Consider the following 15,240-nt stretch of genomic DNA (forward strand, 5'->3'; position numbering starts at 1 on the left):
GCGAAAGGATCAAGCGACAGACCATCGAGCATCGGCGCTTGCAACACCGCAAGCTCGCCGCCTAAAACTAAACCCCAGGCGAGGCCCACACTCCGCTAATCTACGCCCCGAGTTGTGCCGAATGTTCTGACGACGGACACCAGGCCCGCGGTTTTCTCCAAATTCCTTTGGAGGTGCGCTGCCGGAGTTCACCGGCTCCCCAATTTGCCCGTTTGAAACGTCTGCCGACAAGAACTTCGGCATAGCAGCGGTCACAGGCGGGGCTTACACGCGTGCAGCCCATCCAGGGATTGAAGGTGTGGTCAGTCCACTCGATCGATGAATTTTCTGCCATCTTACAGCTCCATATTGAACGACCCGTCTCGGGGATTTGAACGGGAGCCGCAGGTAGATAGGCACGTTTTTGAGCTTGTCGCGTGGCAAAAGTGTTGCAAATTATGTCCGCGTTTGGACCATGATGGTCAAACGCCAACACCTTGCCCCAGCTGAGTTAGCTGGTTCGATGCAAGGTTTTTGGGAGCCGGGGGCACGCGAGCAGGGGCGATGACCGAAGAGCAACGCGAAAAGGCTCGAGCGCGCTGGAGGCGAAACAAGGCAAATGAGCGAAAGCGGAATGCTCGTCCCGGACCCCCAGATGTGCCGGTCGACCTACTTGATCAGGTAATCACGGAACGAAATCGTCGCGCCAAAGGTGATGGATGGTGGAGCTGGCACTGGGAGCACAACGAGAATGGGATGGGTATTGGTTTTGTCGCCGATGTCTGGGCGGCGGTGACCTTGCTGGAGTGGCAGCTTGGCAAGGGCAAGGCGAAGCCAGCCAAGATCGCCAAATGGCTAAGCGATCACGGATGCGAACATCGTTATTCGCAAACCTCTCTCCGCATCATGATTTATCGCGCTCGGAACCGCATCATACAGATGGAAAGTCCGCCGCCCTGGCCGTCCCGGCGGCTTCCTAGATGGCCATCATTTGACATTGGCCGGTGGCCCAGACCGGAGGCGTAATCACATAATTATTGGCCGATCGACGTCGGGTAGAGATATGTCAGCAGATTTGGACTGCCGAAGACCTCACCGTTCCACCCACGGCACAGAAGTGCGCTCAATGATCATCGTGCCCGAATATGGCTGGCAGAGTGATATGGCTTCGTCCGGTGTGCCGTCGGTCCAGCGGGCATGGTCTGCGGGGTGCAGAACCACAGGCATACGATCATGGATTGCCGCAGTTTGTGTGTTCGGGTTGCTAGTCACCATCGAATAGACCGGGCCCCATTCCTGACTGTTGCGCCAGATGCCGGCGATAGCGAAGGTTTCCTCGTCAGGAACTGACAGCCAGGTGCGCGTCATACTGCCATATTCACCTTCGGCTTCAGCAAAAGCCGTCAAAGGTATGAGGCATCGGCGCTGGGTGAAACTGTCCCGCCAAAATGGGGAGTGCAGCTTGTCATCACGGGTGTTGGTGACCGTTTTGGGCTTGATCGGCTTGCCCGTCTTCCGGCTAACCTGCTGCAGAGGGAAGCCCCAGTTCATCTGGCGCACTTCGCTCTCGGCGATCACTAAGCCAGGGAAGCCGGGAAAAACCAACTCGCCTCGGTTGCCGCCCTCTGCTCGGTTGGTCACCCCGAATATGCGCGCAACCTCAGCAGTTGCCTTGGTCATACGGTAGAGGTTGCACATGAGTCGACACGCTGCGGTCACCCAATTTGCCTGTCAATCGACTTGACCTTTGTTCGTTATATGTTCCAATTGCCGCATGTTGCCCAAGCGCAAAGAATCGGTTCGGCCCAGTGTCGCAAGGATCACACGACTGGCCATCATGGTGCTTGAAGAGGCTGCCCAAGAGGCACGTTTCTATCCTGTGAAACGCTCTGCTGCGCACCGACTTGCACTAGCCTGGCTCACCTACATGGACTTCGCATCTACCATGCAGGCAGACTCGTTCTGGCGCATACTCGGGCATCAAGGTTCCTATGCCACTGGGAAAGAAGGCGATTTCCGCCGAAAGGCTGACATCGACACCTTCCTGAACAGTTGGCGGCGTCAGATGCGTTAGCCGCAGCGAGATATCCCGAGGATACGGCTGAGCGCCGAAATAGAGATAGAATTCCAGAGGCAGGGCATACCCCACGCCTTGGGCTTCAACCGGCCATTGCGCTTCGGACTCGGCAATTCTTGCGACCGATATCAGCAAGATCACCTAACTTGAATTCCGCGCAACCACATGATTATCTTGCCTTTTTCTCAAGGGGATTCCCGTGACATTCCAAGTCGTGGAAGGCAGCTTTGGTCGGGGATCAGGAAGCTATGCCAACGGGGTATTCCGGCTTCCTAAGCGCGCAGGCTGGGGAGTGGAGGAAGTCCCAGTTTCCCGTGTGGTCTCGGCCGAACTGGCAAGTGAAGAGAACGTCAGGAAGCTCTCTGGCACCTTGGGCTGGGGCGCGGTCGGCGGGTTGGCCCTAGGCCCTGTGGGATTGCTCGCCGGGCTGCTTCTGGGCGGCAAGGCAACTGTCTACGCTTTCATAGTCGTATTCGACGACGGTCGTAGCTTTCTGGCCACCGGCGATCACCAATCATGGTTGGCAATCAAAGGTGCGGCGTTGAGCGGTGGAGCCGGGGGGCTCGGTCGTGTGGATCTGTCGGTGTCGATAGACACGCATTGCGAGGATGCTGCACCAGTCGAGGCAGTAGGGCGCAGCCGTCGGCCGCCACATTCAGATGCCCGAGGCTTTGTCGAAAACGCTCTGATTGAGGCCGGATGGGATCCTTATGAATGGCCAAAAGTCGGGTTTGAACGGTTCACAATTTTTGATGCCAGCAGGGGCCGTCAGTCGCTCGTTTTAGGATATACTGCAGAAACGCTGACGGACCATTTGCTCGGGTTGATGTCCAGAAAGTTTGATGAAGTGCCCGACGCGACGATCAGACTGGTTGTGTCTAAAGCACCGGGAGGTTCGGTTGAGAAGTTGGCGAAGCAGATGGGGCTGAAACTCGCAGAGCCATCGGCACTTCGAAGTGTGCTGCCGTGACGCAGACGACCGAAGCCATCTGCAATCGACCGAAGCCACCCGACTTCCAAGCGCTCACGCTGCATGACGATGACCTCAGCAACGAACGAGGTAATCGAATGAAGGTTTTCCAGGTCAACGATCTCCAGATCGCATCACTCACGATCATCGCCGACGACATCAACCAGGCGAACCATATCTTTCTGCAGGCGATCTATGAGGGGCTGCGACACTGGCCGAAGGTGGAATATACCATCCGCGAGATGGAGCTAGTCGACGCGAAGCAGACAGCAATCGTGAAGCAGTGGGCGAGCGAACATCGACCGGGCATCGCGCATCGCTGTAACGACGGTGGTTGGGAACTGATCCCGCCGCGGGCAGAGGTGTAAGTTAGGACACGCTGCAGACACCCTTCCGCAGGGAAGGGTGTCACCTTCGCATTCACTGTCTGGTCAGCGGCGACAAAAGTGGAGCGGTGATCGCTGACTGATGCTGTCACGATTGTCAGCGTCGCCTCGACGACCGCAACGCGCCCTGATCTCAGTCATCCAACCTCCCCGACGCCGACCCCGATAGCTGACCTTTGTTCACCTAAGCGCTGTTCAACAAAAATGGGTGAAAGCGGCCTGTCCGCCTTAGAGCGGAGGCGATGCCTTACCGGCCGTTCGTTCACCCATGATCGGATGGCAGCTACCCAATTACAGCGAATCGTCGTTTGCCACGATTCAAGTTTTTTGTTACGCATTGGGAAACAGCTTTAGGGAGCCGTGTGGATATCACTTTCTCGAAAGCTGAGATCCGAGACCTCTGCTGCTGCCGCAGCAGGCTAATCAAGCAATTTGGAACGGATCTCGGCAAAAAGATCTGCAGCCGGCTGTCGCTGCTGGCCGCCGTCTCGAACCTGTCGGACATCCCTTCGGCGCCACCGATAAGCCTGACGGCGGTCGATGGCGTCGACATGTATTCGGTCGCGCTCGGCGTCGAGCTGCGCCTTCTGTTCAAGGTGGTCGTGCCGCATCGCGCGAGTGCGAAGCCGAATCCCGTCGTTCAGCAGATCGAGATCATCGGGCCGGAGCCCGTTCCCGCGGCCAAGGGAAGAAGGACATGAGCATCAACCAGCAGTTAGGCTACACGCCAGATCACGCATCACCACCAGGCGACCTCATACAGGAGTATCTCGACCACCTCGGCATTTCCGCGCGCGAGCTGGCGCGCAGATGCGGACGCTCCGGCAAGCTGATGGCGGAGATCGCCGCGGGCAAGGCGCCGATCGAGCCGGAGACCGCGCTCCAGCTGGAGCGCGTTCTGGACCTTCCCGCGTCGGTTTGGATCGCGATGGAAGCCGCCTACCAGCTTCACAAGGCGCGCGAGGCAGAGACGGAAGCGCTAGAGAACTCCTACGAGTGGGCGACCAGGTTCCCGCTCAAGGAACTCGCAGAGCGCAAGCTGCTGACTCGACAGAGCGGTAAATCGGAGCAGGTCCGGGAGCTGCTGCGGTTCTTCGGCGTCGGCAGCGTCAAGGCTTGCGACGAACGGTTGGGCGACCTGCTCGCCGTCGACTTCCGCACATCGACCACGTTCAAGAACGACAACCTGGCGCTGTCCGCGTGGATCCGCATCGGTGAGCTGCGGGCTGCAAGTATCGAGACGGCCGACTACGATCGGGACGCGTTCTTGGCCGCGTTGCGCGAGATCCGAGAGCTGACGCTGATTCCCATCAACGACGCGCTGCCGGAGTTGGAGCGGAAGTGCGCCGCCGCGGGCGTCGCCTTCGTGCTCGAGAAGCCCCTTCCGAAGATCCGGGTCAGCGGGATCTCGCGCTGGCTGTCGCCGCGCAAGGCGCTCATACAACAGAGCCTCCGCCACAAGTCAGACGACCACTTCTGGTTCACGTTCTTCCACGAATGCGCGCACATCCTGCTGCACAGCAGGAAGGAGATCTTCATCGACATGGCCAAGGGGCCCGGCAGCGCCGATCCCAAGCAGGAGGCTGAGGCGAACGTTTGGGCCGCCGACTTCCTCGTCCCGACGGCGGCGATGCGTTCGTTCGTGCTGACCTTCGCTGGCGGGGAAGATGAGGTCAGGCGGTTCGCCAAGAAGCAGAAGATCGCCCCGGGCATCGTGGTCGGCCAGCTGCAGCACAACGAGGTGATCGGATTCGCCGCGCTGAACAACCTAAAGGTCTACTACCAGTGGACGGACGAATGACTGTGTAACGCGTTGAGCGGCGTATCCTCGGAAAAAAATGTAACGCAATACGTAACACCATCTTGACCGGGTTAAGGTCGGGCCTGTATTTCCGTATCCAACGGCAGCGACTCCGCGCCGGGCAAGGAGACATGGTGATGACGGACCTTCGAGTTGATGATGACGCCGACGACCCTGGCGAGCGCTCGCCCCACGGTTTCGAGGTGGCGATTTCCGACGATACCTTCTCGTTCAAGAACCATCGGTTCGAGGACGCGCTGGTCACTGCGGCGCAGGTCGCTGAGGCGGTCGGCGCGCACCCGGTGACGCAGTTCAAGATCATGCAGCAGTTGAAGTCGGGCGAGATCGAGACGAAGCGGCCGACCGAGACCACCGACCTGCGCGAGGCGGGGATTGAGCGCATGTTCGTCATCCGCGGCGACCGCACCTTCGGCTTCACGGTCGACGGGCTGTCGCTCGAATGGCCCAAGCCGATCACCGGCGCGCACCTGCGCATCCTCGCGCGCGCCGGTGATCACCAGAATCTCGTGCGGGTCACCGCCGACGGGTTCAAGGTGGTAGGCGATAACGACCTGGTGTCGTTCAAGGACCCGGAGACCGAGGAGTTCCGACTGGTCGACCGCAAGACCACGGTAACGATCTTCTACCGCGAAGAGCCGTTCGAGGTGGAGCGCCGCCGGTGGACGACCGAGCAGCTCATCGACCTGTTCAAGGTGAAGGCGGGCTACAAGCTCGACATCATCAAGCCCGACGGCGAGTTCAAGGAGATGAAGCCCGGCGAGTCGATTGAGGTTCGCGAGGGCATGGAGTTCACGTCGCACGTCCCGTCGGGGCAGTCCTCGTGACCGACCAGGCCGCTGAGGTCGCTCGGCTTCGGGCGCTCTGCCCCGGGGCCGAGCTGCTTCAGGACGGCAATTCGCCCGTTGTCTTCCTGCCATCCCTCAAGGTCTGGTCGGGCGGCGTGCAGCACACCGTCGATGCGCTGCTGAGCCCGCGCGGCCACCACACCTATGAGACCCGGCTCTTCTTCTCGGTGCGGCTGCCGCCCGGCCTCAACTGGCAGATGTATACGCTGCTGGCTCGCACTTGGCATGCAGTGTCGTGGCGCGGCATCAGCGCTGCGCAGCCGTGGCTCGACATTCTGGCCAGTCATCTGGAGGTGGTGAAATGAGGATCGCCGTCCGCATCCCCTCGTCGACGTTGGCGACCATGCGCGCCGATCTCGCTCGGCCGCACCCTTATGCATGGGAGCGCGTGGGGTTCATGGCTGCTGCCGCGACGTCTTCCCCCGGCGAACTGCTGTTGCTGGTGCGCGGGTATCTTCCCGTCGCTGACGACGATTATGTCGCCGCGCCCGGCGTCGGTGCCGAGATCGGGTCCGAGGCGTTCCGCAAGGCGCTGCAGTGGGCTTATCGGCCCAAGTCAGCTCTGCTGCACGTCCACACCCACCATGGCGCAGGCAAGCCCGGCTTCAGCGGTGTCGATCTGCGCAGCGGTGGCAAGTTCGTGCCCAGCTTCTTCACCACCGTGCCGAGGATGCCGCAGGGCATGATCGTGCTGAGCGATGACTCGGCGACGGGCCTCGTCTGGCTCGCCGAGGACGGCAAGCCTGCGCCCATCGCGGCGTTTACCCAGATTGGCAGCCGTTATAGACGCGATTGGAGTGCGTCATGAGCTGGCTGAGCAGACAGAGCTTCCTTGGCGCCGACAGTGATGAGCGACTCGCCGGCCTCATGGTCGCCATCGGTGGGCTGGGCGGCGGCGGCTCGCACGTGGCCCAGCAGCTCGCGCACGTCGGTGTGGGCGGGTTCGTCCTCATCGACGACGACCGCATCGACGAGACGAACCTAAACCGTTTGGTGGGCGGCACCCGGCAGGATGTGATCGACGGCACGCTCAAGGTGGACATCGCGGCGAGGGTGATCCGCGCGATCAACCCCGAAGCGCGCGTCACCGTTGTGCCAAGGAAGTGGCAAGACGCGCTCGATGATATTCGGGGCGTGGACGCAGTCTTCGGCTGCGTCGACAGCGTGCGAGCTAAGGATGAGCTTGAGACTTTTTCTCGGCGACTTCTCATCCCCTACGTCGATCAGGGCATGGACGTTCATGAGATCGAAGGCGGGTTCCTGATCGCCGGCCAGGTGGTGCTGTCGATGCCTGGCGGCCCCTGCCTACGTTGCCTCGGTGTCGTCACCGACGAGGCATTGGACGAGGAGGCGCGTAACTATGGTGCCGCCGGGGGCAAGCCTCAGGTGGTCTGGCCGAACGGCGTGCTGGCCTCGACCGCCGTCGGCCTATTCCTTCAGACGATGACGCCGTGGCACGTGTCGCAGCACATCGGTGAATGCCTCGAATACGACGGCAACCTGCATACCATGCAGCCGTCGGACCGGATGCGCCGCCGCCGCGATCGCCCATGCGCCCATAAAGCGCTGGCTGATTTGGGCGACCCTATGTTCGATGTCCGCCAAATTGTCACCGCCGCGAAGGCATCAGTCACGGTGCAACCTTCCGAGGCCTTGGTTCCCGAGCGTCGATGGTGGACGCGTTTTTTCCGCATGAGATCGCAATAGCGTCATGGCGGCATTTCTTTCGGCTGCGACCACTTTGCATGGCATCGATCCGTGTAGCGGTCAGTCCGCAATCGGCCAAGATCAGCCTACGGAGCGCAGCTGTGAGCTCCTCATTTGCGTATACCCTCGCGAGACAATCGTATGAGACATCATCGAACACCATAACCGTCTCTTTAGGGTTGTAAAACATTTCTGAGACACTACGTCGTCAACCTCTAGAACCTAATGAGACAGGATGTAAAAGTGCTAGTAGGTTACGCGCGCGTCAGCTCCGTTGGCCAGTCCCTTGATGTGCAACTCGACGCGCTGTCAGCGGCGGGGTGCGAAAAGATATTCTCGGAGAAGCAGAGCGGCACGAGCATTGCGAAGAGGAGCGAACTCGCCGAGGCCATCAGCTATGTCAGGGACGGCGACACCCTGGTCGTGACCCGCCTCGATCGGCTGGCTCGTTCAGCGGTAGACCTTCACTCGATCGTAAAGCAGCTGTCCGACAAGGGGGTTGGGTTTCAATGCATCCAGCAGTCACAGATGGATACCACTACCAGCACCGGGAAGCTGCTCCTGGGCGTCCTCGCATCCATCGCAGAGTTCGAAGCAGACATCCGGCGTGAACGCCAGCGCGAGGGCATAGAGCGTGCGAAGGAAGCGGGCGTTTACAAGGGGCGCAAGCCATCCGTGGACGTGGTCGCCGTGCGCAAGCTTCACGCACAGGGGCTCGGTGGGACTGCGATAGCAAAGCGGCTTGGGATTGGCCGGGCGAGTGTCTATCGGGCGATCAGTAGGGAGTAAATGTCGGGTGCTCGTCAAGGACGAAGTCCTACCCCGGCCCTTTGATACCCATCTGGGTGCCGCCTCTTTGCGCCCCCCTAAATCTCTTGCGCCTTGCAGAATTCACTGACTCTCAAATCGCGAAGACGCACAGCCAAAAACGCCAAATTAAATTTGGACTTGCAGATTTTCGGACCCGTCCACCACTTGAGCCAACCTGGCGGTCTTGCTCGGCTTTTTGCCGATTTCCCTTTAGAAAAACGGCCCAAATCCAGACTGGCAATTGGTTGTTTAGACAACCAATTGCCAGTAACGGAACTTAGGTATCATACGCCTACCTGCGGTGGCCTCGCCGAACGGCAATGGTTGAGCTGCAAGTCGCTCGGCCCACTTGAAGTTAGAACCCGAAGCTCACGCCGACTGTGACGATAGATCCGGTTCCGCCGCCGAACTCACCCTGATACCCGGCAAACAGGCGTGCCGAGGGCGACAGGTCGAAATCGAAGCCCGCGCCGGCTGTAATCACTGTATCCTTTCGGGTAGCGCCAGGAACGAGAAAACCTGACGCTGTTCCTGCAAAGCCGGCACTGGCCCACGAGACATCGCCTTCGAGCTGCTCACGCACGCCCAGTTGCGCCCATGGATGGAATGTCGCCTCATCCCGCTGCCCGCCCAGCAGCCTGATGCCGCCATCGATGAAGGTCGCCTTGTGCCTTGCCGCATCGACATCCAGCGAGAAAGCATCGCTGCCGCTTTCCTGCGCGTCGCCGCGCTTCGTCGAAATGTGGGTCAAGCCGACCTCGGGCCGCAATGCCCAATCGCTCGAAAGCGAAAAATCGTAGCCGGCCGACGCATCGAGAACGAGACTGCGAAGGCGATAGTCGGAGGACACAGTCGCGTTGCCCGGCACGGCCCGCAGGGTGTCCGCCTTGCCCCAGTCGTATGCGACAAGCGCCGAAAGCTGGAAGCCGCCGGCCGAAACGTGGCCGGTGATGCCCGCGGAAAGCCCGTCGGCGTCAGTCCGGGCGCCGAGCGAAGCGATCTTCTGCTCGCTATCGAGATAGCCGACGAAGCCCGCCACCGAAGCGCGCTCGTTCCCGAAACCGATACCGCCAAGGACGCCGTAGGTTTCGTTCCTGGCACGCGAGACGCCGGTGGATCCATCGGCCTTGAGAGTTCTCCAATCGCCAAACCCGTTTGCGAAGGTAAATGGCCGCGCGTCGGCCCCATGCGGAGCGCCAGCGCCGGCGCGGAAGGATTTTCCGAGGCTCAGGCCACGTTCGGTTCCGAGTTGTCCGGCAGATGCATAAGCTTCCGGCCCGATCAACGCGAAGGCGGAGGCACTGGCATACCCATCGCCATCGAGCAGGTCGGGAACTGCGTCGAGTAGCGCTGCCGAGGCGTCGCCCGCGATCAGGACCTCGTTGACGTAATCGATGGCCGCGCCTGCCTGCGGAGAGACGGTGCCGTTAGCAACGAAGGTGCCCAACAGTTGCAGCCTGTCCCCATCGACCCCGTCCCGATAGGCCAGAAAACCCTGGATCGCCGATTTGTCCCAGGTCCCGATAGTGAAGGTTCCGGTGATCTCGTCCGCGACGATCAGATCGTAGGCGACGCCCGGAGTGAGGGGGCGTTCACCCACAAGATTGAGCACAGCACCCGAGCTTATCGCCAAGTCGCCATCGATGAGTAGCTGGTCGCTTTGCCCCGGCGCCGGAACGAACTCAAAGGTGGTGATCGATCCTGAAGCAAGGGAGACATCGCCAACCACATTCATGATCGCCGGAGAAGCGCCGGGCGAAAGTGTGCCGCCGCTGGCGACGACAATGTCCCCCGCGACCGTGCCAGCGCTACCAAAGGTGCCCCCGCTGTGGACTGTTACATCGCCCGTGATCATGGACTCCGCGGCTCCGATCAGCCGGCCGGAGAGAATGTCGATCGCGCCGAAGTTCGCCGTGCCGTCGATCTTCCCGGTTCCCCCTGCGATTTCGAGCTGTTCGAAATCCTCGAACCCGGCGAGATCCAGGACCTGCGGGGCTTCGCCCGAACTGCCTTCGGCGAAGGTCAGGCCAAGCAGATCGCTGCCCTCGCCCCCGGTAGCGGTTCCGCCGATCGACCAATTGCCGCTGAGCAGCAACTCGTCGTCGCCCTCTCCCAGATCGATATCGCCGGTCACGGTCCCGGTGTTCTCGAGCGTGTCATTGCCGCCTGCGGCGAAGATCGAGCCATCGATCGTTCCGTCATTCGACATCTCGTCGTCGCCGCCAGTCGGATTTACCGCCGCAGTGGTGCGCAGCGCGAACAGGTCCGCAGGCTGCTGCTGGTTACCGTCAAGATAGATGTCGCCGTTGATCGTCCCTTGATTGTCGACCTGGTCGTCGCCGGTTCCAGAGGCGACATCGCCGTTTATTGTCGCAGTGGGCGTATTGGCGAACTGGTTGTTGCCGTCTCCGAGATCGACGTTGCCGTTGACGGTGCCCTGGTTGTCGATTTGATCATCGCCCGTCGACGCCTGCACGTTGCCGTTGATCGTGGCGGAAGGCGCGTTGACGAATGCGTTGTTGCCGGTTCCCAGGTCGACAGTTCCGTTGACCGTCCCGGTGTTGTTGATCGCGTCGTCGCCTTCACCGAGATCGACATCGCCATTGACGGTGCCTGTCTGGTTGAAATTGTCGTCGCCGCCGCCAAGCCCGATGTTGCCCTCGAACGTGCCCTGGTTGTTGAACTCGTCCCCGCCGTCTGTCCCCTCGACGATAACGGAGCCAGTGCCCGTGGTGGTCAGCACTTCGAAGTTCACCAGCTGATCGTAGATGTTGGTGGTCAGCGGGCCGCCGCCATTGCCCAGGTCGAGCACGAAGGTGTCGTTGCCCGCCCCGCCGTCTGCCGTGCCGGTGAAAACGGCATCCACGCCTTCGATGAAGGTGTCATTGCCGTCGCCCAGCTCGAGATTGCCGTTGAGCGTCCCGTAATTCGCGAAAGTATCATCCATCGCGCCGAGCGCGATGCTGCCGTTGACCGTGCCCTCGTTGGTGAGGTTCTGGGCCAGCGGAGCATCGCCCAGGAAGGCGTAATCGCCGGACGCATTGAAAGTGCTGCCTCCTGCGAGGGTGATCGTGCCGGTCGCGAGCTGGACCGCGTCGTGCGCGGTGCCGTCGCTGGTGATGGTCCCGGTGCCGCCGAGCGCGATATATTCGAAGCCGCTGACCGAAACCGCGAAGGCTTCCTCGAGCGAACCGCCGTCGTTCACCGCGAAGATAAGATTGTCGCCAGCGCCGGCGCCGCCGTCGACCGTGCCGCCAAAGCGCGTTCCCGCACCCGCCAGCGGGGTCACCAGAATATCGACATTGCCGCCGCCCATGGTGATGTCGCCATCGACATGGCCGGTGACCTGCAACCAGTCCTTGCCGTCACCCATGTCGATATTTCCGGTGACCGTGCCGCTCTGGATGAAAGTGTCCGCGCCGGTTCCGGTCCAGATATTGCCGGTGATCGCGCCGTTGTTGGTCAGGCTGTCGTCGCCCTGGCGCAGCGCGATGCCGCCCTCGATCACCCCGGTGGCACCGTTGGTGACCTGGTCGACGCTGTTGAACGTGTCGATCCCGCCTCCGAACACGCCTTCGAAGTCGGCGCCCTCCGCTCCAAGCGGAATAACCGTCGTTCCCTCGGGAGTGACCAAAGTGTTGCCCGGAGCTCCCCGGATCGTGCCATCGTTCACGATTGTCGCGCTGTCCGCGACCACTACGATCGCCACCCCGCCGGCATTAGGCGCCGGGTTCGCAACCGGCTGAGGCCCGCCGGGCGTGCCGATATGGGGCGCTCCGCGTGCATCAATCAGTGCGCCCGCTTCATTGGTGATCGAGACGGCGCCGGATCCTTCCGCGTCTACATTCACGATCAGTCCGGTGCTGAACGCCAGCCCGATCTGGTTCGGCTGGAGGCCCAAATTGGGGGGCGTGGTAATGTAGCTGCCACCGGACGAGATGATCGAACCGCTGTTTACAATCGAGACGCTGGCGTCCGCGCTGTCGGCACCTGCCACGCCGCTGTCGATGTTGCCGGCCTCAATGTCGAACGTCACTGCGCCGCCGGCGTAATCGGCGTTGCTGATTGTCCCGCTGTTTTCGAAAGTGAGCGTGGAATCGAGGATCGTCTCCTGTGACAGGAAGAAGGCGTCCTCAGCCTCGCTGATCACCGTATAACCCGGACGGGCTTCGGCTTCGATTGTATCGCTATTTACCACCGAGACGAGACTGGCCTCGGCGTCCACCGCGACCGTCCCCGATATCATTCCGCTGTTGTTGAAGCTGAACGTATCGCCGTTGTGGGTATCCGTCCCGCCCGGCGTATCCGCCCAGTCATAGGCTGCCAATTCTACCGCTGCTGCATAGGGGTCGTTCGGATCGCGCGAAATTTCGCCAGTATTGGTGAAGGTGAAGGCGCGGGTCTGGCTCTCTACCTCGATGCCGCCCTCGATGATGCCGCTGTTGCCGATGCTCACGCTATCGGACACCACGTCCTCGCGCATTGCCGGATCGATCGCCGCCGCGAAGCCGCCGAGCTCGACCGTGACTGCGCGGTCCAGCTCGAACGGATTTTCGCCGATCGCGATCGTCCCGGCATTGTCGAAGGTGAAGTCGGACGCCACGCCGGTGAAGGCGATCCCGCCCGCGATCAGCGCGCCGTCGGAGTTCTCGACCGTGACCTTGGCCGGCTGAGACGTGTCGATCGCGCTCTGCAGGCGCACCGCAGCATCGAGCCCGTCGAAGAATTCTCCGGTCATCGCCGCGTTGGCCGGCCGCGCGCCAGCGTCGCCCATCGTGATCGAGCCGGTGTTGCGGAACAGGAAATCCTCGTCAGCGGAGGTGAAGATCGCGGTCCCGGCGCTGTTGCTGGCGAGGTAGATTTGGCCGTTGTTGACGAAGCTCGCGGCGGCGAGGGTGACGTCGCCGTTGATCGTCCCTTCATTGGTGAAGCTGTGCAGCGCGCTCCCGTAAGTCTGCGCATAGAAGCTGTTCGGCTGGCCGAGCGGAATCTGGTTGCGCCGGTAGAGCTGGAGCTGGGGCGAGACATAGAACACCGCCGCCGGATTGACCGTGACCCCCGGCGGATAGAGGCCGGTAGTGTCGAGCGGATCGATCGTGCCTTCATTGACGACATTGCCGTCACCCATCAGCGCGATGGTGCTGCCGCTGCCGGTAAGGATGACGGTGGTGTCGTCGCCGAGGACCTCGTAGCCCTCGACCTCGAAGCTCGCGGGGAGGACATAGTCGCCAAGCTCGACCGTCTGGTCGCTCGCATAGCTCTTCGCATAGACGTCGATCCCGGCGCCGGCGCTGATCGTCCCGGTCACGCCGTCATCGGCGCCGCGCTGGACGAACACCGCGGTGGTATAGCCGTTGGCCGAACCGAGCTGGAGATTGCCGTTAAGCGTGCCGCCGTCAGAGATGTAACGGACCAGGTTGCCGCTGAATATCGACGGCTGCGCCGGCCCGTCGGTGAAGATCACGTCGCCGTCGATTGTCCCGGCATTGCTGACGATGAAGCCGAGCTGCTGGCTGCCCTGGATGGCGGTCCCGCCATCGCCGTCGATGAGCCCGCCGGTCTGGTTGGTAACGCTGAGCAGGGTCGACCCGCCCTGCGATATCGCGGGCGTGCCGGTGATCGTGCCGCTGTTGGTGACGATGGTGGCGGTTCCTGTGGTGCCGGCGATCGGGCCGGAAGTGCCGCTATTGACGATCGGACAAACCGGTTCAGGCGATCCGTTTCCGCACAGCGATTGTGCGAGCGCCGTATCCGATGCCCCCAATGCCAGGATACTAGCACCCAGCGCCAGCGTGCGGCGCATGCGGCGGTTCGGATTAACTTTCGACATAAGTCCCCCATTCCAAATCTATCTGGCTCTAGTCGCCGGGAAGCGGCGCCAGGGGGATAGCCATTTGTAGGGTATAGGTTTTAGCGCCGCTTGCAGCGCGCCGCGGCCTTTACCTAAGGTGAGCGGAGCGGCGAGAGGGGGGAGCTGAAATTGAATCGCAGAGACCGATTTTCTCCCATCTTCCAGCGCATGCTCGACGAGCCGGACAAATCGCTCGACACAATTCGGGCGAATCCCGAAGCCTACGAACGGCACGTGCTTGAACGGGAAGGCGACTGGCATCAGGCGAACGCACTTGTGCCGAACCGCGAAGTCCTTGGATTTCTCTTGTTCGACGCCAAGGGCGAGCCCGTATCTGTGGACACGCAGGACTGGGTTCCCCGCTTTCCTCACTTCGACGCGCTCAAAGCGCATGCCGACCCTCGAAGCAGCGATGGTCGGTTGCTTCAAGTTCCCGCACCGAGCGGCGGTTCGTTGTTCGGACTTTGGGCTCCGCACGCAGAGACGATCAACTGGAATTTGCCCGCAAGCCTGCGCGTGATAGCGGGCCAGACCGCAGGCTGTCGTATCGTCCTGTTCGCCGAGGGCGGCGGCCGCCCGATCGAGCATGCGGTGGCCTGCTTCGGCCTGACACCCCTCCAGCAACGAGTGATCGCTGCCGTCGTCAGATTCGGCAGCCTGCGCGCTGCGGCCACGAACTTGAAGCTCTCTTACGCAACGGTCCGCGAGACGATGGCCAGCGCCACCAAGAGAATGAATCTCCCGAACACTCCAGCCGTCGTTCGCAGTATCGTCCAGGCGGGCTTTGGGATCA

At 61.5% G+C, this 15,240-nt stretch carries 15 protein-coding genes; 11 read left to right on the top strand and 4 right to left on the bottom strand.

Annotated elements, in window-relative coordinates:
- Nucleotides 1–100 precede the first annotated feature (100 nt).
- On the bottom strand, nt 101–334 hold the full coding sequence (locus VL202_RS15605) for a DUF5131 family protein (RefSeq protein WP_325465014.1): 234 nt from the start codon (nt 332–334) through the stop codon (nt 101–103).
- Nucleotides 335–543: 209 nt separating this feature from the next.
- Here VL202_RS15605 and VL202_RS15610 point away from each other — a divergent pair, with 209 nt between their 5' ends.
- Nucleotides 544–1,005: a hypothetical protein gene (locus VL202_RS15610; RefSeq protein WP_325465015.1), complete on the top strand. Its 462-nt coding sequence runs from the start codon at nt 544–546 to the stop codon at nt 1,003–1,005.
- A 66-nt stretch (nt 1,006–1,071) separates the two neighbouring features.
- Here VL202_RS15610 and VL202_RS15615 read toward each other — a convergent pair whose 3' ends face one another.
- Both VL202_RS15615 and VL202_RS15620 read right to left on the bottom strand, forming a co-directional pair.
- The gene (locus tag VL202_RS15615; protein ID WP_325465016.1) at nt 1,072–1,677 is read right to left on the bottom strand and encodes an SOS response-associated peptidase; all 606 of its coding nucleotides are present in this window, start codon (nt 1,675–1,677) and stop codon (nt 1,072–1,074) included.
- A gap of 211 nt (nt 1,678–1,888) precedes the next feature.
- Nucleotides 1,889–2,197, bottom strand: coding sequence for a hypothetical protein (locus VL202_RS15620; protein ID WP_325465017.1), 309 nt, complete (start codon nt 2,195–2,197; stop codon nt 1,889–1,891).
- Nucleotides 2,198–2,255: 58 nt separating this feature from the next.
- Here VL202_RS15620 and VL202_RS15625 point away from each other — a divergent pair, with 58 nt between their 5' ends.
- From VL202_RS15625 to VL202_RS15665, 9 genes are all read left to right on the top strand, one after another.
- On the top strand, nt 2,256–3,026 hold the full coding sequence (locus tag VL202_RS15625; protein ID WP_325465018.1) for a hypothetical protein: 771 nt from the start codon (nt 2,256–2,258) through the stop codon (nt 3,024–3,026).
- Nucleotides 3,023–3,394, top strand: a complete 372-nt coding sequence (locus VL202_RS15630; protein WP_325465019.1) for a hypothetical protein — start codon at nt 3,023–3,025, stop codon at nt 3,392–3,394. Before VL202_RS15625 ends, VL202_RS15630 begins: the two co-directional genes overlap by 4 nt.
- A gap of 326 nt (nt 3,395–3,720) precedes the next feature.
- The gene (locus tag VL202_RS15635) at nt 3,721–4,113 is read left to right on the top strand and encodes a hypothetical protein (protein ID WP_325465020.1); all 393 of its coding nucleotides are present in this window, start codon (nt 3,721–3,723) and stop codon (nt 4,111–4,113) included.
- Complete coding sequence (locus VL202_RS15640; RefSeq protein WP_325465021.1) at nt 4,110–5,213, top strand: HigA family addiction module antitoxin; 1,104 nt, start codon at nt 4,110–4,112, stop codon at nt 5,211–5,213. Before VL202_RS15635 ends, VL202_RS15640 begins: the two co-directional genes overlap by 4 nt.
- A gap of 137 nt (nt 5,214–5,350) precedes the next feature.
- Nucleotides 5,351–6,058, top strand: a complete 708-nt coding sequence (locus VL202_RS15645) for a multiubiquitin domain-containing protein (RefSeq protein WP_325465022.1) — start codon at nt 5,351–5,353, stop codon at nt 6,056–6,058.
- Complete coding sequence (locus tag VL202_RS15650; protein ID WP_325465023.1) at nt 6,055–6,384, top strand: hypothetical protein; 330 nt, start codon at nt 6,055–6,057, stop codon at nt 6,382–6,384. The genes VL202_RS15645 and VL202_RS15650 overlap by 4 nt, the downstream gene beginning before the upstream one ends.
- Entirely contained in the window at nt 6,381–6,887 is a 507-nt protein-coding gene (locus VL202_RS15655; protein ID WP_325465024.1) for a hypothetical protein, read from the top strand. Before VL202_RS15650 ends, VL202_RS15655 begins: the two co-directional genes overlap by 4 nt.
- Entirely contained in the window at nt 6,884–7,786 is a 903-nt protein-coding gene (locus VL202_RS15660; RefSeq protein ID WP_325465025.1) for a ThiF family adenylyltransferase, read from the top strand. The genes VL202_RS15655 and VL202_RS15660 overlap by 4 nt, the downstream gene beginning before the upstream one ends.
- A gap of 243 nt (nt 7,787–8,029) precedes the next feature.
- Nucleotides 8,030–8,575, top strand: coding sequence for a recombinase family protein (locus tag VL202_RS15665; RefSeq protein WP_325465026.1), 546 nt, complete (start codon nt 8,030–8,032; stop codon nt 8,573–8,575).
- Between the two features lie 376 nt (nt 8,576–8,951).
- On the opposite strand, the gene VL202_RS15670 is transcribed toward VL202_RS15665, so the two are convergent.
- Nucleotides 8,952–14,426 (bottom strand): autotransporter domain-containing protein, encoded by a 5,475-nt coding sequence (locus VL202_RS15670; RefSeq protein WP_325465027.1) that lies wholly within the window; start codon nt 14,424–14,426, stop codon nt 8,952–8,954.
- 150 nt (nt 14,427–14,576) lie between these two features.
- On the opposite strand from VL202_RS15670, the gene VL202_RS15675 reads away from it, so the two are divergent.
- Nucleotides 14,577–15,240, top strand: a 664-nt coding sequence (locus VL202_RS15675) for a hypothetical protein (RefSeq protein WP_325465028.1), incomplete at its 3' end; no start/stop codon positions are given.

The sequence above is a fragment of the Pararhizobium sp. genome (assembly GCF_035497515.1).
In the GTDB taxonomy this organism is placed as follows: Bacteria; Pseudomonadota; Alphaproteobacteria; order Rhizobiales; family Rhizobiaceae; genus Pararhizobium.

What these genes read in the sequence shown, in the direction of transcription:
- VL202_RS15645 (WP_325465022.1), top strand. Translation starts at nt 5,351, where the DNA reads ATGACGGACCTTCGAGTTGATGATGACGCCGACGACCCTGGCGAGCGC.
- VL202_RS15615 (WP_325465016.1), bottom strand. Translation starts at nt 1,677, where the DNA reads ATGTGCAACCTCTACCGTATGACCAAGGCAACTGCTGAGGTTGCGCGC.
- VL202_RS15660 (WP_325465025.1), top strand. Translation starts at nt 6,884, where the DNA reads ATGAGCTGGCTGAGCAGACAGAGCTTCCTTGGCGCCGACAGTGATGAG.
- VL202_RS15640 (WP_325465021.1), top strand. Translation starts at nt 4,110, where the DNA reads ATGAGCATCAACCAGCAGTTAGGCTACACGCCAGATCACGCATCACCA.
- VL202_RS15605 (WP_325465014.1), bottom strand. Translation starts at nt 334, where the DNA reads ATGGCAGAAAATTCATCGATCGAGTGGACTGACCACACCTTCAATCCC.
- VL202_RS15655 (WP_325465024.1), top strand. Translation starts at nt 6,381, where the DNA reads ATGAGGATCGCCGTCCGCATCCCCTCGTCGACGTTGGCGACCATGCGC.
- VL202_RS15610 (WP_325465015.1), top strand. Translation starts at nt 544, where the DNA reads ATGACCGAAGAGCAACGCGAAAAGGCTCGAGCGCGCTGGAGGCGAAAC.
- VL202_RS15670 (WP_325465027.1), bottom strand. Translation starts at nt 14,426, where the DNA reads ATGTCGAAAGTTAATCCGAACCGCCGCATGCGCCGCACGCTGGCGCTG.